31 protein-coding genes are annotated in these 24,404 nt (G+C 56.5%); 20 read left to right on the top strand and 11 right to left on the bottom strand.

Annotation, left to right across the window (positions count from 1 at the left end; genetic code table 11):
• Positions 1-63: 63 nt before the first annotated feature.
• A complete protein-coding gene (locus C230_RS0113805) occupies positions 64-285 on the bottom strand; it encodes a hypothetical protein (RefSeq protein WP_018132638.1) in 222 nt (73 codons plus the stop codon).
• 165 nt (positions 286-450) lie between these two features.
• Between C230_RS0113805 and C230_RS0113810 the strand changes: the two genes are divergently transcribed.
• From C230_RS0113810 to C230_RS20490, 9 genes are all read left to right on the top strand, one after another.
• Complete coding sequence (locus tag C230_RS0113810; protein WP_018132639.1) at positions 451-1,566, top strand: aminopeptidase; 1,116 nt, start codon at positions 451-453, stop codon at positions 1,564-1,566.
• Positions 1,567-1,601: 35 nt separating this feature from the next.
• Positions 1,602-2,792, top strand: coding sequence for an ornithine--oxo-acid transaminase (locus C230_RS0113815; protein WP_018132640.1), 1,191 nt, complete (start codon positions 1,602-1,604; stop codon positions 2,790-2,792).
• A 494-nt stretch (positions 2,793-3,286) separates the two neighbouring features.
• Positions 3,287-3,457, top strand: a complete 171-nt coding sequence (locus C230_RS22650) for a hypothetical protein (protein WP_018132642.1) — start codon at positions 3,287-3,289, stop codon at positions 3,455-3,457.
• 63 nt (positions 3,458-3,520) lie between these two features.
• Entirely contained in the window at positions 3,521-4,600 is a 1,080-nt protein-coding gene (mutY, locus tag C230_RS0113830; RefSeq protein ID WP_018132643.1) for an A/G-specific adenine glycosylase, read from the top strand.
• A gap of 12 nt (positions 4,601-4,612) precedes the next feature.
• A complete protein-coding gene (locus C230_RS0113835; protein ID WP_018132644.1) occupies positions 4,613-4,924 on the top strand; it encodes an MFS transporter in 312 nt (103 codons plus the stop codon).
• A 140-nt stretch (positions 4,925-5,064) separates the two neighbouring features.
• The gene (locus tag C230_RS22655; protein WP_018132646.1) at positions 5,065-5,238 is read left to right on the top strand and encodes a hypothetical protein; all 174 of its coding nucleotides are present in this window, start codon (positions 5,065-5,067) and stop codon (positions 5,236-5,238) included.
• Between the two features lie 14 nt (positions 5,239-5,252).
• Positions 5,253-5,633 carry a hypothetical protein gene (locus C230_RS0113850; RefSeq protein WP_018132647.1) on the top strand — a complete coding sequence of 127 codons (381 nt, stop codon included), beginning with the start codon at positions 5,253-5,255 and terminating at the stop codon, positions 5,631-5,633.
• A gap of 95 nt (positions 5,634-5,728) precedes the next feature.
• Positions 5,729-6,373, top strand: a complete 645-nt coding sequence (locus C230_RS0113855; RefSeq protein WP_018132648.1) for a Bax inhibitor-1/YccA family protein — start codon at positions 5,729-5,731, stop codon at positions 6,371-6,373.
• 113 nt (positions 6,374-6,486) lie between these two features.
• The gene (locus C230_RS20490) at positions 6,487-7,203 is read left to right on the top strand and encodes a FadR/GntR family transcriptional regulator (RefSeq protein ID WP_018132649.1); all 717 of its coding nucleotides are present in this window, start codon (positions 6,487-6,489) and stop codon (positions 7,201-7,203) included.
• Here C230_RS20490 and C230_RS0113865 read toward each other — a convergent pair.
• Positions 7,160-8,197 (bottom strand): glycosyltransferase, encoded by a 1,038-nt coding sequence (locus C230_RS0113865; RefSeq protein WP_018132650.1) that lies wholly within the window; start codon positions 8,195-8,197, stop codon positions 7,160-7,162. The two genes, C230_RS20490 and C230_RS0113865, sit on opposite strands and share 44 nt — an antisense overlap.
• Positions 8,198-8,280: 83 nt before the next feature.
• Here C230_RS0113865 and C230_RS22660 point away from each other — a divergent pair, with 83 nt between their 5' ends.
• Positions 8,281-8,457: a hypothetical protein gene (locus C230_RS22660; protein WP_018132651.1), complete on the top strand. Its 177-nt coding sequence runs from the start codon at positions 8,281-8,283 to the stop codon at positions 8,455-8,457.
• Positions 8,458-8,596: 139 nt separating this feature from the next.
• Here the strand turns inward: C230_RS22660 and C230_RS0113875 are convergent, their stop codons facing one another.
• Positions 8,597-8,821: a hypothetical protein gene (locus tag C230_RS0113875; RefSeq protein WP_018132652.1), complete on the bottom strand. Its 225-nt coding sequence runs from the start codon at positions 8,819-8,821 to the stop codon at positions 8,597-8,599.
• Positions 8,822-9,017: 196 nt separating this feature from the next.
• On the opposite strand from C230_RS0113875, the gene C230_RS0113885 reads away from it, so the two are divergent.
• Positions 9,018-9,212 carry an iron-sulfur cluster biosynthesis family protein gene (locus C230_RS0113885; protein WP_018132654.1) on the top strand — a complete coding sequence of 65 codons (195 nt, stop codon included), beginning with the start codon at positions 9,018-9,020 and terminating at the stop codon, positions 9,210-9,212.
• Positions 9,213-9,280: 68 nt separating this feature from the next.
• Here the strand turns inward: C230_RS0113885 and fabI are convergent, their stop codons facing one another.
• Both fabI and C230_RS0113895 read right to left on the bottom strand, forming a co-directional pair.
• The gene (gene fabI / locus C230_RS0113890; RefSeq protein ID WP_018132655.1) at positions 9,281-10,051 is read right to left on the bottom strand and encodes an enoyl-ACP reductase FabI; all 771 of its coding nucleotides are present in this window, start codon (positions 10,049-10,051) and stop codon (positions 9,281-9,283) included.
• A gap of 206 nt (positions 10,052-10,257) precedes the next feature.
• Positions 10,258-11,139 carry a metallophosphoesterase gene (locus C230_RS0113895; protein ID WP_018132656.1) on the bottom strand — a complete coding sequence of 294 codons (882 nt, stop codon included), beginning with the start codon at positions 11,137-11,139 and terminating at the stop codon, positions 10,258-10,260.
• 131 nt (positions 11,140-11,270) lie between these two features.
• Between C230_RS0113895 and C230_RS0113900 the strand changes: the two genes are divergently transcribed.
• Positions 11,271-11,747 carry a DUF402 domain-containing protein gene (locus C230_RS0113900; RefSeq protein ID WP_018132657.1) on the top strand — a complete coding sequence of 159 codons (477 nt, stop codon included), beginning with the start codon at positions 11,271-11,273 and terminating at the stop codon, positions 11,745-11,747.
• A gap of 55 nt (positions 11,748-11,802) precedes the next feature.
• Positions 11,803-12,561 (top strand): enoyl-[acyl-carrier-protein] reductase FabL, encoded by a 759-nt coding sequence (gene fabL, locus C230_RS0113905; protein ID WP_018132658.1) that lies wholly within the window; start codon positions 11,803-11,805, stop codon positions 12,559-12,561.
• 151 nt (positions 12,562-12,712) lie between these two features.
• On the opposite strand, the gene C230_RS0113910 is transcribed toward fabL, so the two are convergent.
• Complete coding sequence (locus C230_RS0113910; protein WP_018132659.1) at positions 12,713-13,267, bottom strand: RsfA family transcriptional regulator; 555 nt, start codon at positions 13,265-13,267, stop codon at positions 12,713-12,715.
• Between the two features lie 251 nt (positions 13,268-13,518).
• Here C230_RS0113910 and C230_RS0113915 point away from each other — a divergent pair, with 251 nt between their 5' ends.
• Positions 13,519-14,316, top strand: a complete 798-nt coding sequence (locus C230_RS0113915; protein WP_018132660.1) for a Cof-type HAD-IIB family hydrolase — start codon at positions 13,519-13,521, stop codon at positions 14,314-14,316.
• A gap of 32 nt (positions 14,317-14,348) precedes the next feature.
• Positions 14,349-15,026: an MgtC/SapB family protein gene (locus C230_RS0113920; RefSeq protein WP_018132661.1), complete on the top strand. Its 678-nt coding sequence runs from the start codon at positions 14,349-14,351 to the stop codon at positions 15,024-15,026.
• Here the strand turns inward: C230_RS0113920 and bioC are convergent.
• From bioC to bioF, 3 genes are read right to left on the bottom strand one after another with little or no spacing between them, the layout of a single operon-like run.
• Positions 15,013-15,870: a malonyl-ACP O-methyltransferase BioC gene (gene bioC / locus C230_RS0113925; protein ID WP_018132662.1), complete on the bottom strand. Its 858-nt coding sequence runs from the start codon at positions 15,868-15,870 to the stop codon at positions 15,013-15,015. The genes C230_RS0113920 and bioC overlap by 14 nt on opposite strands.
• A complete protein-coding gene (locus C230_RS21460; RefSeq protein ID WP_018132663.1) occupies positions 15,848-16,606 on the bottom strand; it encodes an alpha/beta fold hydrolase in 759 nt (252 codons plus the stop codon). Before C230_RS21460 ends, bioC begins: the two co-directional genes overlap by 23 nt.
• The gene (gene bioF / locus C230_RS0113935; RefSeq protein ID WP_018132664.1) at positions 16,603-17,787 is read right to left on the bottom strand and encodes an 8-amino-7-oxononanoate synthase; all 1,185 of its coding nucleotides are present in this window, start codon (positions 17,785-17,787) and stop codon (positions 16,603-16,605) included. Before bioF ends, C230_RS21460 begins: the two co-directional genes overlap by 4 nt.
• A gap of 209 nt (positions 17,788-17,996) precedes the next feature.
• Between bioF and bioA the strand changes: the two genes are divergently transcribed.
• From bioA to C230_RS0113955, 4 genes are all read left to right on the top strand, one after another.
• Positions 17,997-19,352 carry an adenosylmethionine--8-amino-7-oxononanoate transaminase gene (bioA, locus tag C230_RS0113940; RefSeq protein ID WP_018132665.1) on the top strand — a complete coding sequence of 452 codons (1,356 nt, stop codon included), beginning with the start codon at positions 17,997-17,999 and terminating at the stop codon, positions 19,350-19,352.
• Positions 19,349-20,059, top strand: coding sequence for a dethiobiotin synthase (gene bioD, locus C230_RS20500; RefSeq protein ID WP_018132666.1), 711 nt, complete (start codon positions 19,349-19,351; stop codon positions 20,057-20,059). The genes bioA and bioD overlap by 4 nt, the downstream gene beginning before the upstream one ends.
• Positions 20,060-20,080: 21 nt before the next feature.
• Positions 20,081-21,082, top strand: a complete 1,002-nt coding sequence (bioB, locus tag C230_RS0113950; RefSeq protein WP_018132667.1) for a biotin synthase BioB — start codon at positions 20,081-20,083, stop codon at positions 21,080-21,082.
• A gap of 161 nt (positions 21,083-21,243) precedes the next feature.
• The gene (locus C230_RS0113955; RefSeq protein ID WP_018132668.1) at positions 21,244-21,609 is read left to right on the top strand and encodes a type 1 periplasmic-binding domain-containing protein; all 366 of its coding nucleotides are present in this window, start codon (positions 21,244-21,246) and stop codon (positions 21,607-21,609) included.
• A 67-nt stretch (positions 21,610-21,676) separates the two neighbouring features.
• On the opposite strand, the gene C230_RS21465 is transcribed toward C230_RS0113955, so the two are convergent.
• Positions 21,677-22,006 carry a cupin domain-containing protein gene (locus C230_RS21465; protein ID WP_018132669.1) on the bottom strand — a complete coding sequence of 110 codons (330 nt, stop codon included), beginning with the start codon at positions 22,004-22,006 and terminating at the stop codon, positions 21,677-21,679.
• A 170-nt stretch (positions 22,007-22,176) separates the two neighbouring features.
• Complete coding sequence (locus tag C230_RS0113965) at positions 22,177-23,079, bottom strand: complex I NDUFA9 subunit family protein (protein WP_018132670.1); 903 nt, start codon at positions 23,077-23,079, stop codon at positions 22,177-22,179.
• A 75-nt stretch (positions 23,080-23,154) separates the two neighbouring features.
• On the opposite strand from C230_RS0113965, the gene C230_RS20505 reads away from it, so the two are divergent.
• Positions 23,155-24,384 (top strand): glycosyltransferase family protein, encoded by a 1,230-nt coding sequence (locus C230_RS20505; RefSeq protein ID WP_018132671.1) that lies wholly within the window; start codon positions 23,155-23,157, stop codon positions 24,382-24,384.
• Positions 24,385-24,404: the final 20 nt, after the last annotated feature.

Here is a 24,404-nt window from a genome sequence, read left to right on the forward strand (position 1 = left end):
GCGCGTAACAGATTGACAAGAAGCACGGGAACTGCTCCCCGTGCTTCTTTTTGTGTCCGGCGGTTACTGGATGGCATCCATAACCTCTTCTGCCATGTCGGAGAGTGCCTTGTCATTGACACCGCGGAGGTTGCCCATCGGGGTGGTCCGGCGCACCACCTCCCAGGTGGCAATGCCAACCGCAGCGCCAATCAGCATGGCTGTTGCTGTGTTCATCCCGCGGTTCCGACGTCCCGGCATCATCCGATTGGCCATCGGAATCATGTTCGAGACCATTTCCCACATACACAGCACCTCCTCATCAGTAGTGTGCTCGAATCAAGGAGATGCATGTCAGGAAATTAGCGGTTGAGTTTGCTCGCTGGAACATATTAGCACGGTAGTATAAAATAAAACTGTTCATGGAAGCAACGCACGATCAATCCAAAACCAAAGAGGGGAGCGAACGCGATGGTAGATCCACGACTGACAAAATTGGCGGATGTGCTGGTGAACTATTCGTGCAATGTGCAAAAAGGCGAACATGTGCTGATCGAAGCGTTCAACATCGATACGCCGCTGGTGAATGAGCTGGTGAAAATGGTGCACCGGGCAGGAGGGTATCCGCATGTCAACCTGCGGGACTCCACGGTGATTCGCCGGTTGCTGATGGAAGGAACAGAAGAGCAAATCCGGACCTGGGCGGAATGCGACACGTTCCAGATGGAAAAAATGCAGGCTTACATCGCGGTCCGCGGCGCCCACAACATTTCGGAGTTGTCCGATGTTCCGGCTGACAAAATGAGAATGTACAATTCTCTCTATAATCATGTGGTACATAGTTCCACCCGGGTGAAAAAGACGAAATGGGTGGTGCTTCGCTATCCCAATCCATCAATGGCGCAGCTGGCGGACATGAGCACCGAGGCGTTTCAAAAATTTTATTTCGATGTATGCACGCTCGACTACGCCAAGATGTCAAGAGCGATGGACCCGCTGAAAGAACTGATGGACAACACCGACCGTGTGAAAATCGTCGGTCCCGGCACGGAGCTTACCTTCTCGATCAAAGGGATCGGCTCGAAAAAGTGCGACGGCGAGCACAACATTCCGGATGGAGAAGTGTATTCGGCGCCGGTGCGCGATTCGGTCAACGGCGTGATCACATTCAACGTCCCGACTCCGTATCAGGGATTCACGTTTGAAAACGTGCGGCTCGAATTCAAAGACGGAAAAATCGTCAACGCGACCGCCAACGATACAGAGCGGATCAACAAAATTTTGGATACAGACGAAGGCGCCCGTTACATCGGCGAATTTTCGATCGGTTTCAATCCGTACATCCAAACGCCGATGAAAGACACTCTGTTTGACGAAAAAATCGACGGCTCCTTCCACTTCACTCCGGGGCAATGCTATGATGACGCTTATAATGGCAACCAATCGGCGATTCACTGGGATATGGTGTGCATTCAGCGTCCCGAATACGGCGGCGGCGAGATCTGGTTCGATGATCGCCTGATTCGCAAGGATGGCCGCTTCGTGGTGTCTGAATTGGAACCGCTCAATCCGGAAAACCTGAAGTAGGACAGCAAGTGACAACCGAACGGAGGGATCGGCGCATGCCATCTACCCGCGAAGTGATTGAGCAGACGGAACGTTACGGGGCTCACAATTATCATCCGCTACCGATCGTGATCTCAAAAGCAGAAGGTATCTGGGTGGAGGATCCGGAAGGAAACCGCTACATGGACATGTTGAGCGCCTACTCCGCCCTCAACCAGGGGCATCGCCATCCGCGGATCATCCAGGCGCTGAAAGAGCAGGCGGACAAAGTCACGTTGACATCGCGCGCTTTCCACAACGACCAACTGCATATTTTTTATGAAAAAGTGGCGCGGCTGACCGGCAAGCCGATGGTTCTGCCGATGAACAGCGGCGCGGAAGCGGTGGAGACGGCGATCAAGGCGGTTCGACGCTGGGCGTACGATGTGAAAAAAGTTCCGGACAACCAGGCTGAAATTATCGTCTGTGAAGGAAACTTCCACGGGCGCACGACCACTATCGTTTCTTTTTCGTCGGAGGAAGCATACCGTCGTGGATTCGGGCCGCTGACACCCGGTTTCAAAATCATTCCGTACGGCGACATCGAAGCGTTGAAACAGGCGATTACCCCGAACACCGCTGCCTTTTTGCTGGAACCGATTCAGGGGGAAGCCGGGATCATCATTCCGCCGGAAGGCTATTTGCGGCAGGCGTACGAAATTTGCAAACAGCAGAGGGTGCTGTTTGTGGCGGACGAAATCCAAACCGGACTCGGCCGAACCGGCAAAATGTTCGCGTGCGATTGGGAAGACGTCAAACCGGATATGTACATTCTGGGCAAGGCGCTGGGCGGGGGTGTGATGCCGATTTCCGCCGTGGCGGCCGACCGGGAGATCCTTGGAGTGTTTGATCCCGGTTCGCATGGCTCCACTTTCGGTGGGAACCCGCTGGCATGCGCCGTGGCCAACGCGGCGATTGATGTGATCGTCGACGAGGATCTGGCTCGCAAATCGGCCGAACTGGGCGATTACTTCCTGAAACAATTGCAACAGATCCAAAATCCGAAGATCAAAGAGATCCGAGGCAGGGGATTGTTCATTGGCGTCGAGCTCCATACCAACGCGAGACCCTACTGTGAAAACTTGAAAGCGTTGGGGCTGCTCTGCAAAGAAACGCATGCAACGACCATTCGCTTCGCCCCTCCGTTGATCATTCGTAAGGAAGAACTCGACTGGGCATTTGAACGGATTCGGCAGGTTTTGTCCTGACCGGGAAGATTGGCCTTTTTCGAAAAAGCGCCTTTTGCCAGGGATGCGGCCGCTGCGTCAACCGCCGCTCTCCGGCTGCAGGGCGCTTTTTGCATGGCGTCTTTCATGTGCGGATGGCAGAGCACGCGGCCACTCTCCCCTCGTTTTGTAACGCAAATGTAACTTTTCCGAAATTCGTGCGGCTTGTATACTGAAGCTGACAACGCCGCATGGGGTGGAAGCATTGGCACAATGGCACGCGTTTTGGGAGTCGTTTTTTTACTGGTTCCGCGTTTTAAAATGGCCTGTGATCGGGCTGGTCCTTGTGATCGGATTCGGGTGGTCGATGTGGAAACAGAAATCGTGAAGCGGCCGACCTCGCCGGAAAGCGTAAGTCGGAGGTTGCCAACCGTTGCCGGCTATTGGGACGCGATGGCCCGGTTCGGCATACAGTGTAGAGGGAAAGACACGATTCCCGGTCGACCGACGGGTCTGTTTTGACAGGAGGGTTGCTGATGGACAGGTATTTTTTGCTGTTTCAATTGCCGGTTGTGCCGGAATCCGGCGAGTCCGTTTCGCCGGCCGACGGTGTGATGTTTCAGCTGTCACGGGTACAGGAACGGTTGGCGGAGCCCGATTCCGGGCCGGTTGCCATGCCGGGTGAAAGATACGGGCTGCGCTGGTAGGTGAAGATGGCTATGCAAGCCCCTGTTCTCCACATATAATGAGGGGAGAAAGGGGCTTGCTTTATGGTGGATGTGAGTTACAGGGAAGCGGCCGAAGTCGGCAAGCGGCTGCTCGCGTGGTACAACGAGGCGAAACGCGACCTGCCGTGGCGCAGGACAAGCGATCCTTATAAAATCTGGGTATCGGAAGTGATGCTCCAGCAAACCCGTGTGGAGACGGTGATTCCCTATTGGAATCGGTTTATCGAACGGTTTCCGACGGTGGAGGCGCTGGCGGATGCACCGGAAGAGGAAGTATTGAAACTGTGGGAAGGACTCGGCTATTATTCGCGGGCACGCAACCTGCAGGCGGCTGTGCGCGAAGTGAAAGCGAAATATGGCGGCCGGGTGCCGGACAAGCAGGAGGAGATGTTGGCCCTCCCTGGCGTCGGGCGATATACATCTGGCGCGGTGCTGTCGATCGCCTACAATGTGCCGGTGCCAGCGGTGGATGGCAATGTGTTTCGCGTGCTGTCGCGGATTTTCCTGATCGAAGATGATGTATCGAAGCCTGCTGCCCGCAAGAAGTTTGAAGCGCTGGCCGAGTTTCTGATTCCGCCGGGGGAGGCGTCCAATTTTAACCAGTCGTTGATGGAGTTGGGGGCGCGGGTGTGCATGCCGAAACATCCTCGATGCGAACGCTGCCCCGTGCACGACATGTGCCGCGCATACAAGGAAGGGGTGCAGGAAGATCTGCCGGTCAAAGGCAAGAAAAAGCCGCCTCGTCCGATTGACATCGCGACCGGGATCGTCTGGAATGCCGGCCGTGTGCTGATCACGCGCCGCCCGCCGCAAGGGCTGTTGGCGGGACTGTGGGAGTTTCCTGGCGGGGAGGTGGCCGGCGGCGAGTCGCATAAAGCGGCCCTTCAACGCATTTTCGCCGAAAAATGGAACCTGTCCGTCAGGGTACAGTCCCATTTTGCCAATGTGCAGCATACGTTTAGCCACATCCGCTGGAATTTGCAGGCTTATACATGTGAAGCGAACGGCGGGGCAGCTGCAGAAGCGGAAGATACGCGCTGGGTGCAGGTTTGGCAGTTGGCCGATTTTCCGATGCCGGTCGCCCATCAGAAGCTGGCGAAAGCGCTGGCCGGATTGGTCTAGGGAGGTTTTTGAATGGGACAGGTTCGGGGATTTTTTGAATATAAAATTTTGCCGGAAAAACGGGCGGCCTATCTGCGGTGGTCGCCGCAGTGGAAACAGCTGATGCGGGCGGCGGGGCTTGACGATTTCGCTGTGCTGGAAAGCAATCAACGGCCGAACCAGTTTCTTGAGACGTTTACCGTCGAATCGATCGGCCAGTATGAGTCAATCGTGCAGGGGCTTACCCAACAAGCCGCCTATCGGGAGCTGCGGGCGCGTCTGGACGAGCTGCTGGAGGGCGGTCGCGAGCGCATGAAAATATGGTTTTTTACAGAAATGTGTTAAAATAGACATACGGAGGAGATGGCATGATTCAGATCAGCGACCTGGCGGTCGAGAAGATCAGGCAGATTCAACAGGAGCAGAATGAGGAGCACCTCTGCATCCGGATTAAGGTCGCTCCCGGATGAGGCGGTTTTCGGTATTTGCTGGCTCTGGATGAGCCACAACCGCACGACCGGCAGTTTGAAGTGAAGGGGCTGCGGTTCGTCCTGGATCCGTTTGCCGCTTCCCACATCAGTCAGGTTGAGATCGAGTATGATGAATTCGAGGATGATTTTACGGTCCGCGTTCCGGATGGGCCGCAATCGTCCTGTTGATTGGCGGAGGGCTTATGTCTGCAGAACAAACGGTCAATTTTACAGTCCGAAAAATGGAACGGTGCGTATGCGCCAGTTTTGTCTACGGAGAGGATTCTTTCAACTCGCCGTACTTTACGGTGTATTTTATCGTCAATAACTCCGGCATCATCGCCGTGTATGACAAGTCGACGCCCTCTGGCACCGCGACCGCAGGCGGCGGCGAAGTGTATCTGGACCAGTTGAAAAGTGCCGGCATGGAATTGAAAAAAGGGCAGGACAAGTACGAAGTGCTGGCCTATATTTACGACGAATTGGGCCGGATCGGCGAGAAGTTGCAAAAGGAAGGGCGGCCGCTGCTCGATTCGGATATTTCCAAGCTGCTGACGAAGCTTGGTTCGCGGTTTAAAGCGTAGGCAGGTTCCATGTATGAACAGCAAAGTCCCCTGAAAGACCAGCATGAAATGTCAAGTACACCTGCAAGCTCTGAGAGCACCGAGGAGGAGATGTTATGGATCGCACCTATACTTCCGGCGTTCGCGTAACGATGGGAGAGATTTTTCCGGCTTTGTTCTTTAGCTTGTTGTTCGCTACTGTCGGCTTGTATGTCGGGCAGTATGTACCGCGTGAGCTGTTTCTGCCGTTGATGGTGGTGGAGATCATCATGGTGTTTGCGGCAATGTTGATTCGCCGCAGGCGTGCAGTCGGATACGGATTCCTGTATGCGTTCACGTTTATCTCGGGGGTGACGTTGTACCCGGCGATTTGGAATTATGTAAGCGAAATCGGTGCCCCGATGGTCCTTGCGGCGTTCGCCGTAACGGTGATCGCTTATGGCGGGGCGGCGTTGTATGCCTCGATCACCAAGGCGGATTTCAGCTTCCTCGTCGGATTTTTGTTTATGGGACTGCTCGCATTGCTCGGTATGGGAATCGTCGGTCTGTTCATCCCGTTCTCAAGCACAGCCAATTGGGTGTACACGCTGCTGGGCGTGCTGATTTTCATCGGCTATACGCTGTTCGATATTTCCCAGATTACGCGATTTGGCGTGGCCAGAGAAGATGTGCCGATCGTCGTGCTGAACCTGTATCTGAATTTTGTCAACCTGTTCCTGTTCATCCTCCGCTTGTTCGGATTGAACTTGCGGCGAGATTGAGCGGCTGATTGTGTGCAAGCTGCGTTGCGGGCGCTGGCAACGCGGCTTTTTTGTGTAGGGAAATTGCCGGAAAAGCAGTGGAAATCATCGGGATGGGCGCGTAAAATAAAAGTATGAAACGGGATCAATCGAAGAACAGGGCCATTTACAAACAGATAGCGAGCGACATTCAGGCGATGATCGAGCAGGGGTATCTGCAGCCGGGGGACAAGCTTCCTTCGATGAAGGAACTGGCGAAACAGTTCGGCGTCAGCCGGCCGACGATCCGCGAGGCGCTGTCTTCCCTGCAAGCCAAGGGGCTTTTGGAGCTGCGGCAAGGCGACGGGACGTTTGTGTCGCAGGCCGATCTGCACCGGCATCTCTATGCGCCTTTGCAAGCCGCCTTGTTGATCGGACGCAGCGATCTGGCCAGTTTGCACGAGGTGCGGACGATTCTCGAGGTGGGCGCCAGCCGGTGGGCGGCGGCCAACCGGACAGGCGAAGCGTATGAGGAGATTGCGGCTGCGCTGATGGAGTACGAATGGGCTTGCACGGAGCAAGATATCATCAGCGCGGACATCCGCTTTCATCAGGCGATCGCCGCTGCAACCGGCAATCCGGTGATCCAGAACCTGATGAACGCGTTGACGGAAGCGCTGGTGGATGTGATTCGGGCGACGCTTCCCGTGCTGCCTTATACGGAAGTGGCCGATTACTACAGGGAATGGACGGAGGCGATCCGGGAAGGACACCCGGAGCGGGCGTCCCGTGTTGCAGAGAAGTATCTGCAGAAAGTGGGAAACGCCATCAAAAAACCTGTTGGTTATTCAGCAGATGCTCCCGGCACATGACGTCATTGTAGATTTGCTTGAACATCTCGATCTCACGGGTGGTCGAATAGCGTTCCTGCACCCAGCGTCGACCGGCGTTGGCGAGCCGTTGCCGCAATTGCGGATCTTCGATGTAGAGTGTGGCTTTTTCGATAAACTCGTCCTGATGGCTGAACAGGAAACCGTTTTCGCCGTCCCGGATCAAGTCGATGTTGCCCGGCACGCGGGAGGCAATCACCGGTTTGCCGAGCGACATTGCTTCCAACAGCGCGTGTGACAGACCCTCCGACTTGGACGTGTTGAGCACCACATCGGACGACCTCAGCAGCGCGGGCATGTCGCCATGGTCGACTTCTCCCAGGTAGATCGCCCAATCGGCCGCATCCATTCGCTTTTTAAATTCCGCAAACAGATCGGGGTCCATCGCCGGGCCCGCCACAGCGAACCGCACGGCCGGGTGGCATTCCTGTAATCTGCGCAGCGGCTCGTAGGCAGCCAGCGGATTTTTCACGGGGCGGATGCCGGCGGGCAGGAGAAACACAAAGTCGTCTGCTGCCAGTCCAAAATCGGCTCGCTGCTTGCAGCTGCCTTGCGGCAGGTCGATGCCGAGGTGGACGACGAACGATTTCGGTTCGGCGACGGGCACCAGTTTTAGCAGCTCCCGGCGGGAAGACTCGGTCAACAGGATAATCCGCGACGCGTAATCGACGACGCTGTAGGTGGTGTCCCGTGTTTCCTCTTTTGTCATATACTCGTTGATGTCGGTGCCCGTGATCGTGAGAATCATGGGTTTTTTCATTTGTTTCACGGTCGGCAGTACGAAGCGGCCCGTTCGGAACGCGTTGAATGCATGGATGATGTCCGCCTGTTGAAAATCCTGCTGCCGCACATGGTCGAGCGGCCGGATTTCGACATGTATGCCATGGGGAGCGAGCCCCTTTTTGATTCGGTTCGAGTATGTCACATTGCCGCCTGAACGCGGCTGGTTGGGCGGTAAGACGATCAGTACGTTCATTTGGAAAGCCTTCTTTCATTCCAGGTTGATGGCAGCGAACCGCGATGTTATGATGACAGAAGATCGGGACGGAGGTTGACACAATGTCGAAACGAGCGAAAATCGCTTATTTTATCCTGACGCTGCTGGTGATGGGCAGCTTTGCGATGGTTGGCATTCTGTTTTCGGAAGCCATGTACGGGTACGGGGTTCTGTTTCTGCTGCTCGGCGTGCTGCTGGCAGGCGGCGGATTTTCCCTGAAAAAAAAGTTTATCAAGTAATCCGGCAGTCTGTCATATCGAGAATTGTCGGGCAACAGCTCCGCTTTGTCAAGCTTGAAAAAAGTAAGGTACATTACATAAAGAGGCGCCACCGGCTGATGCGCCGTGTCGCGCCTTGTCAGACTGTCAGATTTTCCGGTTAATCGGTGATGATGCCTGACGGGAGGTCATAGCTGCCGCCGTATTCAGGGAGACCGCCGCGGTTGCGGATCTCGCCTTCAATCCGGCGTAGCAGCCGGGCTCCCTCGTCACTTATAAAATCTTCCAAATCGGTCAGCGAATTTTTGAAATAGGCGAGTTCTTCCCATGACCAACTCGATAGCGGGGCGTTTTGCAGTTCTTCCAGCCTGCGGCCTGCATACATGTGCGACACCTCCGACGCTTGCATGGTTTTGTGATAGCTTGGGGACATTCAGGGATAGTTTATACATTGCGGGGTGAGCCTTGTGATCACATTGACGGAACGGGCGCGGGAAAAATTGGCCGAGTGGACGAGCGACGAACAGCCGGACGTGTATATACGGCTGATGATGGTGATGGAAGGCGGCTGAGGGGCGACGATGACGTACGATCTTGCTCTGGACGAGCCGAGAAAGCAGGATGACGTGTATTCGTTCGGCAATGTGCACGTACTGGTGGACAAATCGTCGCAAGTTTATATGGAGGAAAATCTGACGATCGATTATGACGAGTCGATCGGAGCGTATCGGTTGAAAAGCCCGGAACGGGTGATACCGGGCGTGTTTTATGTGTAGACGAGGCGGAAAAACCCCCTGTGAAATGGAGACACAGGGGGTACCGGTTCACAGCCCGGGGTACCGGTTCACAGCCCAAGGATGTTGTAGCCGGCGTCGACGTGGATGATCTCTCCCGTAATTCCGGACGAGAGGTCGGACATCAGGAACAGTGCGGTGTTGCCTACTTCCTCCTGGGTGACGCCGCGGCGCAGGGGCGCTTTTTCGGAGACAAGCTTCAGCATGGTGGAGAAATCGCGGACGCCGCGTGCCGCCAACGTCATGATCGGGCCGGCGGAGATGGCGTTCACCCGAATGTTCTCCGGTCCCAGGTCGGCCGCCAGATAGCGCATCGACATGTCGAGCGCCGCTTTTGCCACGCCCATCATGTTGTAGCCGGGCACGACCCGCTCGCCGCCGAGGTAGGTCATGGTGACGATTGAGCCGCCTTCTTTCATCAGTTTGCGCGCCCGCTGCGTGACGGCCACCAGCGAGTAGGCGGAGATGTCCTGCGCGAGCGAGTAGCCCGCCCGCGACGTGTCGACAAACTTTCCTTCCAGATCCTCTTTTTGCGCGAATGCCAAAGAGTGAACCAGTCCGTGCAGGGTGCCGACTTCCCTTTCAAGCGCGGCGAAGACCGCATCGATCTCCTCGTCTTTTGTCACATCGCACGGCAGCACGATCGCGTCCGGAATGTCTTTTACCAGTTCCTTGATGCGGCGTTCCACCCGCTCGCCCTGGTAGGTGAACGCCAGTCGGGCGCCAGCGTTATGTAACGATTGTGCAATGCCCCAGGCGATGCTTCGTTCATTGGCAACGCCCATGACCAAGATCGTTTTTCCCTTCAGCAAGTTTTGCATGATTGTGATCCCCTTCCGAGTTTCCTTTTGGCATGCCTCTATATTTTACCAAAAGTTGTGTACAAGTTCGACTGTCCCGTCGGCGAATCACGAAAAAAGGCGCGACCCAAAGAGTCACGCCTCCGGTCTGCGAGTTGGACCGAACTTCCTGACATCTTGTGTCAGGCAAGCTTCGAGGATCACGCCTACGATATACGCGATCCGAGCTACAACGTCTCCCAAGCGGGCTGCAGCGATTCGCGGGCGGCGCTAGCAGAGCGCCGTCTTGCCGCAGCGCCGGTGCGCAGGGTATGCACGGTGATCTCCGGGCGGGAGCGCAGGCGGACGTTCAGTCCGCTTTGTCCCAAACCTTCCGAGATATACAGCCGCTTGCCGTTAATCCGGTGCATGCCTTTCAGGATGTCCTGTTTCGGCAGTTCGCCAAATCCCATCACGCGATGCAAATAGGGAATCAGATTGAATTGCCCGCCGTGGAAGTGGCCGGACAGGATATAATCAGCTTTGTGTTGGTCCCGCATAGCGAGAATCGTATTGGGATCGTGCGCCAGCACCAGATGGACCCCGTCTTCCGGCACATGCGCGTACGCTTTCTCAAGATCGCTTTTGCCCAGACAGTGATCGTCGATCCCGATGATCGTCAGCTTGCTGCCAGCGATGTCGATCGTTCTCGATTCGTTGCGTAGCACATGGCAGCCGGTCTGCTCAATCGCCTGCTGGAACTCGTCAATCCGCTCGCCCAGGTAATGGTCATGGTTGCCAAACACCATATAAATCCCGTACTTCGGATTGATCCGCTTGATCGCTTTCAGATACTCCAGGCATTTTCCAATATTGTGGTAGCGATCCAGATAGTCGCCGGTCATGACGATCAGGTCCGGCTTGGCGGCCGCCACCAAATCATGCAAACGATGCGGGGAGATCGACTGACGTTCCATATGCAGGTCGGACAGTTGCACGATTTTCAATTCGCTGATCCCGCTTTTTTCCGGAATCGCGAGGTCAACCTCTCGCAACACCGGACGAAATGTGTTCCAATAGGAATAGGCGAGCACGCAGGCGAGAGATCCCAGAATCAACCACCAGATCAAGTCGATCCCTCCTTTCGTGGTTTAGTAAAAGGACGGCCCTTTTATGTCAACTATTTACTATGATACGAGATTGCTAGTCAAAAATCATCGGTCAGTATCTGGCAGAGATGGATGGGGAAGGTGTTTGTCCGATGCGGAAAGTCACCATTTTGACGACGAAACATAACAGGGCGAAACATCGCAGTTGGGATGCCGCCTGGGTGATCGAAGAACGGCCGCTGCGGCTGCTGATTCCGGCGCAGACTCCCGTACGCGAGCAGGACGGTTCGGTGTGGACGAGCGATTATGAGGTGGAGGCGTATTTTCATCCGGAGCAATGGTACAACGCCTTTATCCTGAAAAAACCGGAAGGAACCGAATGGTACTGCAACGTGGCGGCACCGCCCGAATTCGACGCGGGGGCCGGGCAGGTCCGATTTGTCGACTACGATCTTGATGTGTATGTGGAGGCGGACGGGAGCCCGCACGTTCTGGACCGGGAGGAATTTGCGGAAAACGCCCGGAAAATGGGGTATCCGCCGGAGACCGTGCGGCAGGCGGAAGCGGGACTGCAGGCGCTGCTGCAGGCGATTCGCGAGCGGCGGCCGCCGTTCGATTCATTGGAATGAGCAAATGGTGTATAATGGGTTGCATCACTGGATGAGATGTTTAGAGGAGGTACATATGTCATCGCTTACAGGAAAAGTGGCTCTTGTCACCGGCGGCAGCCGGGGGATCGGCAAGGCGATCGCGTTGACGCTGGCCGACCGGGGCTGTGATGTGATCATCAATTTTTTTCGAAACCGCAAGCCGGCTGAGGAAACGGCTGAACAGATCCGCGCCAGGGGCGTGCGCTGCCATTTGATCAAGGCGAATGTCGGGGATCTCGAAAAAATCGACGGGATGTTCACAGAAATCGAAGCGGAATTTGGCGGTCTGGACATCCTCGTGTCCAACGCCGCATCCGGCGTGTTGTTGCCGCTTATGGAACTGAAGGAAAATCACTGGGACTGGACGCTCGACATCAACGCCAAGGCGCTGCTGTTTTGCGCGCAAAAAGCGGTTCCATTGATGGAAAAGCGGGGCGGCGGCAAAATTGTCTCGCTATCGAGTCTCGGTTCGATGCGGGTGCTGGACAATTACACGACGGTCGGAGTATCGAAAGCGGCCCTCGAAGCGCTGACCCGCTATCTGGCGGTTGAACTGGCGCCGAAAAACATCGTCGTCAACGCCGTGTCTGGCGGTGCGGTCGATACGGATGCCCTGACCCATTTTCCCAATCGGGAGGAACTGTTGGAGTCGGCCAGAAAGCGGACACCCGCGGGGCGGATAGTGGAACCGCAAGACCTGGCCAACGTGGTGGCGTTCCTGTGCTCGGACGAAGCATGGATGATCCGCGGCCAGACGATCGTCGTCGACGGCGGCGTCTCGCTGCTGGGCTGATCGCCCCGGCGGAACGCCTGCTATCAGTTGTATCTCGCGTGTGCCGGAAAACTGTACTGTCATTAGGCCGGGAGAGAGGAAACAGGCATTCCCAAAACCGGGCACATTTTTTGCAACCGCCGGTTGGCTTTGGAATGCCTGCCTCGTTCGCTCACTTCTCCTCCGCTTCCAGCAGCTTGCGGGCGCGTTCCATGATCTTCAACAGCGTCTTTGAGTCTTCCGACAACAGGTCGGCCGCGCTGCCGGAAGACATTTCCCGGTCGCGCAGTTGCCGGTTTTCCGCTTGCAGTTGCTCCACTTCCTGCTGCAGCGAATGGATTTGCTCCTGCAGTTCGCGATTGCGGTCTAGCAACTCATAATAGAGCCGTTCGTGCTGTTTCAGCGCGCGGATAATCCCGTCGATCGAAGTGTCCTCGAGGTCCGGGCTCCAGGTCCGGCGCCGGGCAAAGTGGCCCTTCAACGTCGACAGGCTTTTCTTTTCCTGCTTGGCCTGTTTGATTTCGTCGGAGTAGTTGCGGCGCACCACTCCGTTCCATCTGTATCCGCAGGCGGCCGGCGTGCGGCCGAGCAGGTTGGCAGCTTCCACAAACGCGTTCAGTTGCGTGCTGCCTTCCCGAATATGGCGCAACACGATCTCCGCCAGTTTGTTGTCGTCTTCGGGTGTCCAAGCGTCTGATCGCGTTGTCCAACGCTCAACTGTTTCCACTGAGTATCCCTCCAAAGTGCCTTTTATACTATCTTTATGTCCGTATATTGGAAGATTGATACATTATTTTCAGAAACCATGCGCGCGCATGCGGGCGGGCTTTGCGCATGCATTTGGTTGCCCGGATGTTTCGCGAGCCGTGGCGGCTAGCCCGCTTGCACCGTGGCAAAAACGGGCTGCTGGCTGCTTGACGCATGCGCGCATCAACGGTACATTGTTGCAAAAGCGGAAAACGGAGAGGAGCTGCTGCTATGAGACGTCGCCTGGTGGCAATCGATCTGGATGGGACGGCGTTGACAAACGAGAAAAAAATTCTTCCCAGCACCAAGCAAATCATCCAGCAGGTGCGGGAACGCGGTCATGAGGTGGTGATCGCCACCGGCCGGCCGCCCCGCAGCAGTGTACACTACCATTGCGAGCTGGATTTGACCGCTCCGATGGTCAACTTTAACGGCGCCCTGATTCACGATCCCGTCCGTCCGGAACGGGATATTCATTTTCCGCTGGATCGCGAAGTGGTGCTGCAGATCGTGGAGGAATGCAAGCGATTTGCTGTGGAAAACGTAATGGTGGAGGTCAAGGACGCCTATTATGTGCAGCAAGTGGACGATTTCATGGAGTTGTTGGCGGACGGCGTACCGCCGCGCGGCGTCGGACCGATCGAGGCCTATCTGCTGGAACACCCGACGAGCGTTTTGATTCGCACCAGCCCTGAAAAGATTGAACCCCTGCGGGAAACGTTAAACCGTACCTACAGCCGGTTGGTCGCCCACCGCTATTGGAGCACTCCCTACCATGTGATCGAAGTGGTGAAAGCGGGTGTGTCGAAAGCGACGGGACTCAAGATCTTGGCAGATACATTCGGATTTGAACGCGAGGATGTGATCGCCTTTGGCGATGAGGAGAACGATATCGAGATGATCCGCTGGGCGGGTGTCGGAGTGGCGATGGGCAACGCCGATTCCCGCTTGAAAGAACTTGCCGACTGCATCACCGAGTCGAATGAAAACGACGGAATCGCCATATTGTTGAAAAAATTGCTTTTGTAATCTGCGCACGTTTGCGGAAAGGAGTGAGCTGGATGCCGGAGTATTATTACACGATTGTCGGACGTTTGCTGCTCGCGCTGTTATTGGGCGGGATCGTTGGGTGGGAAAGGGAGTACCATAACAAGCAGGCCGGATTTAAAACGCACGTACTGGTTTGTCTCAGCAGTTGCCTGATCATGCTGATCTCGATCTATGGATTCGGCAATCTGGTCGACCACCCCAACGCGCGGTTTGACCCGGCCCGCCTGGCGGCGCAAGCGATATCGGGCATCGGGTTTCTCGCCGGCGGGGCGATTTTGGTGCGGCCCGATCTGGTCGTGTCCGGTTTGACGACCGCCGCCACGTTGTGGATGGTGATGGCGATCGGGCTGGGGGTTGGAACCGGGTTTTATTTTGCCAGCATTCTCGCCACTGTGCTTGTCCTGTTCACAACACTTGCCCTGCCGTATGTGGAGTATGGCATCATCCGGAAGACGAGCCGTTACAAGACGGTCTCCATCACGATGGCAGACCGCCCCGGACAACTGGGCCAGATCGCGTCGGTGCTGGGCAGTGAAGGATGCAACATCCGGCATGTCAATTTGCATGACGGAAAAGGGGAGTTGATTCGGGCCGAATTGACGATCAGCATGCCGCCCGGACAGGACATGCTGGAGCTTACCGACCGCCTGCAGGCGGTTGACGGCGTATCCGATATCATGTGGGAGTAGCAGCCGGGCCGATTTTTGCGATCTGCACGAACAGGGTATGGTAAGTGGCGACGACCGAGCGGCCGTCCCGGTATCGCTGTTCATAGATCGCCAGCATGTCCTGGATCAGCCGGGGGCGGATGCAATAGTCTCCGGCAGTGCTGTTGTTAGCGCCGATTTTTTTGACGGAAGTGAGGAAGTCGCGGACCGAATCGAATCTCTCCATTTCTGTACGTTCAAAGCAATCGATCCGATATTCGGCCCGATTGAGCGCATCGGTGACAACCCGTCGCAATTCCGGCAGACTGTAAAATGGCTGTCCGAGTGTATGCCGGTTCGATACACCCTGTTTTGCTTGCGCCAATTGGAACGAGGCGTGCAGTTCCTGAAACGTGCGGTTGCCGAATGTGGAAAAGAGCAGCACGCCTTGCCGATTTAAAGCATGAAACAAGCGTTGGACAGTGGCCGGCAGTTGGTTAAACCACTGAAACGTTGCGTTGGAAATAATCAGATCGTAAGTGCCGGTAAGCGGCATCTCTTCAATGTCGCCGACAAGGAAGCGGACCGAATCGCCTGCGACCCGCGTCCTGGCCACCTCAATCATGCCGGGTGCCAGGTCGACCGCCGTGATCAGGGCGTTGGGGAAGCACTGCTGCAGTCGGCTGGTCAAAAAGCCGGTCCCGCAGCCGATTTCCAAAATGTGCAAGCGGCTCGCCGACTCGACCTTCGCCCGACAAGATTCAAACGCCAGCTCGAGCAGCGTCTGCGCCATGATTTTTTGCACGTTTGCATAGCGGTCGTATGTTTTCGCGTTTTGGCTGAACCGTTTTTGCAGCAGTTGTTTATCGATTTTCGCAGTCTCCATATTTCACCATCTCCCGTATGGCTGAAAGACACCGTTCCGGTTGCGTGTAAAAAGGAACGTGCCCCGTGTCTGGCAAGATCTCGACGCGAACCGGGCCGCTCACCCGGCTGGCGATGCGGCGGGAACCATCGACCGGACAGATTGGATCCGCCTCGCCGTGGATCAGCAATACCGCACTGCGAATTTCCGGCAGCGAGTCTGCAGCATCTGCCTGCATCAGGTAATCCAGTCCGGCCGCCAACTGGTCGGTGGAAAACGCACGATTCGTTTCCTGCAGTTGTCCGATCAGGCGGCGGTCAAGTCCCCGCCGGATTTCCTCTCCGGAAAACATCGAATGGTAGAATGCATCCAGCGTTTGTTCCCGGTTCTCCAGCAGTTGGCGTTTCATCCGTTCCACCATCCGTTTCGGCCAACCGAGCTGCTGCTCCCCCCGATCATCACGGACAAACCGGCTGGTCGCACCAAACAAAACCAAATGCTTCACCCGCTCCTGAAAAAGTGCCGCGGCCCGCAGTGCCGCCAAGCTCCCCAGCGACCACCCCATGATCGAAAAGCGGTCACCTGCATGGTCTGCCAACAGCGACGCCACATACCGGTCAAATCCTGCGACATCATGGATATCGCGCCAATCGGCACAAACCGGCTGGAACCAGTTTTCCAAAGCGGGTAGCAGGGGCTGCCAAACGGCAGACGGCATTCCCCAACCGGGCAGCAGAAACAGCAGCGTGTGGTTCATCGAATCACTCCCAGTTCTCTGCCCACCAGGGCGATTTTTTCGACCGCTTCAGCCAAATCTTGACGCCGGTGAGTAGCCATCAGCGTGAACCGGATGCGGGCCTGATTGTCCGGAACGGTCGGCGGTCTCACCGCGATCGCCGCAACTCCCAACTGCTGCAGCTTTTGGCTGAACAACAGCGTTTTCTCGTTGGGGCCGATGACGATCGGGACGATCTGCGTGCTGCTGTTGCACAGATCGAAGCCCAACCGCGCGAGTTCTTCCCGGAAAAATCGGCTGTTCTCCTGCAAGGCCTGCCTGCGCTGCCAGTCCTCCTGCACCAGTTCGATCGCCTCAGCCGCGGAAGCCAAAACGGCCGGCGGCAATCCGGTGGTGAAGATGAAGCTGCGGGCTTTGTTGATCAGGTAATCGATCAACCAGCGGTCACCTGCCACATACGCGCCAAAGCATCCCAGCGCTTTGCTGAACGTTCCCATTTGCACATCCACCCGATCCTGCAATCCCAGGTGGTGCACATACCCCTCTCCGTACGGTCCGAACACGCCGCTGGCGTGCGCTTCATCCACGATCAACAGGGCGCCGTACCGTTCCTTCAATGTGACCAAACCCGCAAGATCAGCCACATCCCCATCCATGCTGAACACCGTGTCGCTGACGATCAGCTTCGGTTTGGATGGAGTAGTTTTTTTCAACAGCGATTCCAGATGATCGAGATCGTTGTGCCGGTAGCGTTGACACTCGGAGCGGCTGAGCCGGATCCCGTCGATGATGCTGGCATGGTTCAAACGGTCGCTGAAGATGATTGCATCCCGTCCCGCCAGGCTGGAAATGATGCCGATATTCGCCGTATATCCGCTGTTGAAAATCAGCCCGGCCTCGCTCCCTTTCCACTTCACAAGCGATTCCTCCGCCCGGCGGTAAACGAGATGGTTGCCGACGATCAGCCGTGACGCCGTCGCGCCGCACCCGTGTGTTTCGATTGCCGCACAGGCAGCTTTTTTCAGGCGTTCGTGTCCGGCCAGTCCCAAATAGTTGTTGGAGGCGAGGTTCAGCAGGCGTTTGCCGCCGATCTGCAACCACGGCTGCTCCGCTTCTTCGATCACCGCCAGCCCCCTATTTTGGGCGATTTGCCGCAACTGTTCCAGTTCCGACAGAAACTTTTGTTTGAGTTGGTTCTCCATTCCGAATCTCCCTGTATGCGTTTTTCTTTGTAATGATAGTACCTGATTTTGCATCTAATGTTAACTGGATTGTTTTTATTGGTTTACAAAATTCCGGACGGCTCGTCTTATTTTTTTTGCTTGCTTGACAAATTCAGCCAATGGTATCATTGGATTGTTAACTCTATTTTTACATACTGTTAACTTTTCGCGGCTGCAGGAGGGGAGTTATGGGGATTCCATATGAAACGTTGGCGGACAAAAACAAACGGTATCTGTGGCATCCGTTCACGCAGATGAAAGAGTACGTGGCGGATGATCCGGTGATCATCGAGAGCGGGCAAGGCAGAAAACTGCGCGATGTGAACGGCAACGAGTATTGGGACGGCGTTTCTTCCATCTGGCTGAACGTGCATGGTCACCGGGTGCCGGAGCTGGACCGGGCGATTCAGGAGCAATTGGGCAAAATCGCTCACTCCACCCTCTTGGGGATGGCGAATGTGCCGGCGATTTTGCTGGCGGAACAGCTTGTCAGGATCAGCCCGCCGGGATTGAACAAAGTGTTTTACTCCGACTCCGGAGCGGAAGCGGTCGAGATCGCCGTCAAGATGGCGTTTCAGTACTGGCAGCATAAGGGCCGGCCGGAGAAAAAAATGTTTGTGACGATGCGGGAAGCGTACCACGGGGACACGATCGGTGCCGTGTCGGTGGGAGCGATCGATTTGTACCACAAAGCGTTTTCCCCGCTGTTGTTCCCTGCGTACCGTGCTCCATACCCCTACGAATATCGGAGTCCGCACGGCAAGCGGTGTGCGGAAGCCTGCCTGGAAGAAACGGAAGCGCTATTGCGGGAGAAAGCGCATGAGATTGCGGCGCTGATTGTGGAACCGGTCGTGCAGGGGGCAAGCGGAATCATCGTCATGCCCGACGGGTATATGAGGAAAATCCGGGAACTGTGCGACCGGTATGAGGTGCTGTTGATCGCCGACGAGGTGGCGGTCGGGTTCGGGCGCACGGGCAGAATGTTCGCGTGTGAACATGATGGGATCACGCCTGATCTGATGGCGGTTGCCAAAGGGATCACCGGCGGCTACCTGCCGCTGGCGGCGACGCTCGCCACCGATCAGGTGTACGAGGCGTTTCTGGGAGAGTATGCGGAGAAAAAAACGTTTTTCCATGGCCATTCGTACACCGGCAACCAATTGGGGTGCGCGGTTGCTCTGGCCAATCTGCAGCTGATGCAGGACACCAGGCTGGTTGAGGAAGTGGCGCGGAAAGCGGAGCGGGTGGCAGAGAGGCTGGCCAAGCTGTATGAGCGGAAGCATGTCGGCGATATCCGGCAAAAAGGGCTGATGGTCGGCATCGAGCTGGTGAAAGACAAAGCGACGAAAGAAGAGTTTCCGTGGGAAGAGCGGATCGGGGTTCGCGTCTGTCGGCGCTGCCGGGAACTGGGCATGCTCTTGCGGCCGCTGGGTAACGTGATCGTGTTTATGCCGCCGCTCGCGTCGACCGATGAGGAACTGGATGGAATGCTGGACATTCTCGAACAGGCGATACTCGATGTGACGGAGGGCGGAATCGCATGAACGGGTTGCTTGTGACAGGAACCGATACCGGGATTGGCAAAACGATTGTAGCGGGAGGATTGGCTGGCGCACTGCGGGAACGGGGCATCGATGCGGGCGTGTGCAAGCCGTTGCAGAGCGGTCACCTGACGGTCGATCCGGAAGGCGATGCAGCGAGGTTGCAAGCGCTTGCCGGTGTGGACGATCCGCTGGACCTGATTTGCCCTTATTCGTTCGAGGAACCGCTGGCCCCGCTGGTGGCGATGCGCCGGGCGGGGGTGTCCTTGACGCTGCGGGAGATCGAAGCGGCGTATCGAACAATCGCCGACCGCCACTCGTTTGTGATCGTCGAAGGTGCCGGCGGGCTGGCCGTCCCGTATGCGGAAAATTCGCTCGTGGCAGATGTGGCGGTACGGTTGCGGCTGCCGCTTCTACTCGTTGCCCGCCCGAATCTCGGCACCGTGAACCATACGATTTTGACAGTGGAATATGCCCGGCAGCGGGGGATCGAGGTAATCGGCGTCATCCTGTCGGGGCTCGGCAGCGGTCCGATCGGGGTGGCGGAGGAAACCAATCCGGGCTTGATCGAGGAGTGGGCGCGCGTGCCGGTGCTGGGAACGGTGCCGTGGCTGGGGGAGCGGTTTGAGGCTTCTGCAGTGCGGCGGACGATTGCGGAATGCGTGCAGCTTGAGACAATCATGTCCCGGTTCCAGTTGAAAGCCATATAGATCATGCGGAGGGGATCGTACATGACACAGGGAATCGCACAAAAAATCGACTGGCAGGCGCTGGCGGATCGGGTGCTGCGGGGGGAGCCGGTGACGAAACGGGAGGCGCTCGCGATCGTCCAGGCGGACGATGATGAGGTGTTGGAGATTCTGCAGGCGGCGTTTCGAATCCGGAACCATTATTACGGAAAAAAAGTGAAACTGAACATGATCATCAACGCCAAAAGCGGTCTCTGCCCGGAAGATTGCGGCTATTGTTCGCAGTCGATCGTATCGGAGGCACCGATCGACAAATACGCCTGGCTGACGAAGGAAAAAATTCTGGAAGGCGCGCAGGAAGCGATTAACCGCAAGGCGGGCACCTACTGCATTGTCGCGTCCGGCAGGCGGCCCACCGACAAAGAAATCGACCATGTGGTGGCAGCGGTGAAAGAGATCCGCGCGACGACCAGCCTGAAAATCTGCTGCTGCCTCGGTTTTCTGAACGAGGAGCATGCGCGCAAGCTGGCGGAAGCGGGCGTCCACCGGTACAACCACAACCTCAACACAAGCGCCGCCAATTACAAAAATATTACCTCCACGCACACCTACGAGGACCGCGTGGATACGGTGCAAACGGTGAAAGAGTCGGGAATCTCGCCCTGCTCGGGGGCGATTTTTGGCATGGGCGAAACGGACGAAGAGGCGGTGGAGATCGCGTTTGCCCTGCGTGAGCTGGATGCCGATTCGATTCCCTGCAATTTTCTCAATCCGATTGACGGAACCCCGCTTGCTGGCCGGCGGGAACTGAACCCGCGAAAATGTTTGAAGCTGCTCGCCATGATGCGGTTTGTCAATCCGTCGAAGGAAATCAGGATTGCCGGCGGGCGCGAGGTGAACCTGCGGCATCTGCAGCCGCTCGGCTTGTATGCGGCCAATTCGATTTTTGTCGGCGATTATTTGACGACAGCCGGACAGGAACCGGTGGCGGACTGGCAGATGATCGAAGATCTCGGGTTTGAAATCGAGGAGTGCGCGTTATAAAAGGAACCGTGTGCGTGCCCGGTTGGCGATTGGGCTCCAGCGATTGGCGTGGCGGGGGTCGTTCGGCGATGGCATTTCGCGTCGCGGCAGCCATTGTTGCATTTTTCGCGTAATTCGCGTAGTGTAGAAGCACAGACACTATGTGGGAAGGGGCGAGGCCAATGGGGGCAGCCAGGACGATTTTGGGAATGGTATCGAATCTGATGTACACGGTGAAAATCCGCGAAACGGCAGCAAAATTGGGAGCGATTGTGATCTTTGTCGCATCGAACGAGGAACTCGCCGAGAAGATCCGGGAGATTCATCCGTCGCTCTTGATCTTTGATCTGACGGCGGTCAAGCCGGGATGGCAAGAGATCGTGCGGGCAGCCAAGGCTGAGAGAATTCCCGTTATCGCGTACGGCCCGCATGTTGACAAGGAGGCGCTCGAGGAGGCGGCGGCGGCAGGGTGTGATTTTGTCTACCCGAACTCCAGGTTTACGCTTGAACTGCCCGATCTACTCGAAAAAGCGCTGTCAACCGCGTAAAATAAAAACCAGTACCGGCAGGAGAATCCGGGGTACTGGTTTTTGCTTTTGACAGGCCGGGCTGTGTTTAGTGCGGCGGGTGTTGAACGGCCGTACAAATCATGTCGCCCGCGTGTCCGTTGGTGATCTTGTATTTGACACCGGCCGGGATGTACATAATCGAGCCGGTCTCGACCTCGACCGCTTCTTCCTGCCCGTTATTGAGAAAGAACTGGCCTTGTCCCTGCAGGACGACAAACACTTCATCGCCGCCTAGCGGGGTCCGGTAGCCAAGCGATTGGCCCGGTTTGAAATAATACGTGTTGGCGGTTAAATCCGGTCCTGTGAAATTGTTGACCTTGCAGACCGAATGCTCGTCAAGCACCGCATGTTGAAAAACGGTCTCCGCCTTGGACATGCAATCACCTCTAATCCATCAGCGTGTGGGATGCGCGTATCTGTACGCCATCTGTAGAATGCGCCGTCGGCGGGAAAGATATTCCGGGACACGGATTTTTCGGGAATTGAAGGAACTTGTCGAGGCGATCCCGAAATAGAGTATGAGCGAATTCACGGCGGCGATCCGCGTTATCGTACATACTGCCGAATCCCTTCCGAAAACGGGATCGGCCGGATTGCAAACGTTTCATAATAGGCGGTTGGATCGCATGTGTTGCCTTCCAGCAGCATGGTGAGCTGGGCGCGAGTGACCGGGAAAAAAGCGAATCGTTCCATCGCCCGTACGATCGGAAACATGAGAGCGAGCGGCATATGCAGTTTCGCTTTCTTGCGCCCGATGGCTGCTGCGATTTCGTCGATCATTTGGTTGTAGCTGTACGATGAGGGCCCGCCGACTTCGTAGCTGCGGCCGATCGTCTCCGGCATGGTCAAGGCCTGGACGAATCCGGCGGCGACGTTTTGCAGCGCGACCGGCTGCAGTCGGTATTCCCCCGAGCCGATCACCGGCACGGCCGGGGTTTTGCGGATCATATCGGCCAGCATGTTTACAAACTGATCACCGGGGCCGAAAATGACGGAGGGGCGAAAAATCGTCCAGTCCAATCCCGAGTCCCGGACAATCGCTTCGGCAATGCCTTTCGAATGGGAGTAGCCGGACGGGGAACCGATGCGGGCCCCGAGCGCGCTCATATGCACATACCGTTTCACGCCAAGCCGCTGCGCCGCTTGCACCACATGTCGGGTCGCCTGTACGTGCAGGGCCGGAAACGTAATCCCCCGTTTGGGAAACTCGCGGATGATGCCGACCAGATGGATCGCTGCGTCGCAGCCTGCCATCGCCCGTTCGATCGAATCGGGGTCGAGGACATCGCCGTGGCGGATCGTGAGCCTGCCAGGGTACGGTGTGGAGATGGACAATTTTTGTTCGGAACCGGGCCGTACCAGGCAAACTGCGTCATGACCTTGCGCAAACAACGCTTGCAGGATCGCTTGTCCGACATATCCGGTGCCGCCGGTGAGAAAGATGCGCATGGAAACGCCTCCCCATTATTTCGAATCGGTTGATTTTATTATAACGTTCTGAATCTGGGATTCACAGGAGGATGTATGGAACGAATATTGATGATCTCCTATTTTGCGCCGCCGATTCTGTCTGCGGAATCGATTCTGGTCGGCAAGCTGCTCCCCGAATTGAGCCGCCATTTTCAAATCGAGCTGGTGGCGGCCGGGGACGATGTTGATTTTCGCAAGGATGAGACGCTGGCGGAACGGACGGCTGCGGAGAATGTCGAGATTCACCGTTACCACAACCCGAAACCGGCCAACAAGATCGTCCGCCGCCTGTACCAAAAAGGGGCTTCCCTGTTCAACGACGTCAACGACAAGTGGATGAAACAGGTACTGCTGCGCCATAAACCGAAAGGCCCGTACAAGCTGATCTACTCGCGTTCGATGCCGGGAGTCAGCCATCTGGCGGCGCATGCGTTCAAACAAAAATTGGGCGTTCCCTGGGTGGCGCAGTTTAACGACCCGTGGGCGCACAACCCGTACCATCAGTATCCGCTCGCCAGGATGCACCAGGTGGAAGAGCGGAATGAGGCGAAAGTGATCCATGCGGCGGACAAATTGATTTTTCCGACGGTCGAAATCCGCGACCTGGTGGCGTCTTACTACCCCGGCGTGGACGTAAAAGGCAAGTCGGTGATCATGCCGCATTATTACGTCGAACAATTGTATGGGCAGGCGGAAGGGACACCGTCGCAGGCAAACGGGGAGGATTCCCGGCTGACGGTCTCGTACATCGGCGATTTTTACGGGCTGCGATCGCCGGAGCCGCTGTTGCAGGCTCTGCAGATTGTGGGAGAGAAGGCGCCTGAGGTAGCTGGCCGCATTCACCTGCGCCTCATCGGCAACGTGGATTGGCGATTGCAGCCGCTGTTTGACAAGTTCGGTCCGCAGTTAAGCACGACGATCGAACGGGTTGGACAAGTTCCGTACCTGAAAAGCCTCGCGGAGATGAAAAACAGCGACATTTTGCTGCTGATCGACGCGCCGAGCGATGTCAATCTGTTCCTGCCTTCCAAGCTGATTGATTATTTCGGAGCGCGAAAGCCGATTCTGGGAATAACGGCGGAAAAAGGCACGACCGGCGCCCTGATTCGCAGCTACGGATTTCCGGTTGCTGATCCGCGTGAACCAGAGCGGATCGCGGCGGAACTGATTGGTATGGTGGAGAACCTGAACCGCTACCGGCGGCTGGCGGACGAGAACGATACGGAGATGTTCACCGCGCGGTCGGTTGCCGACGAGTTGGCCCGGCTGTTTCATCAATTATAGACGAAAGGAAGGGACGAAAG

This window comes from Effusibacillus pohliae DSM 22757, assembly GCF_000376225.1.
In the GTDB taxonomy this organism is placed as follows: domain Bacteria; phylum Bacillota; class Bacilli; order Tumebacillales; family Effusibacillaceae; genus Effusibacillus; species Effusibacillus pohliae.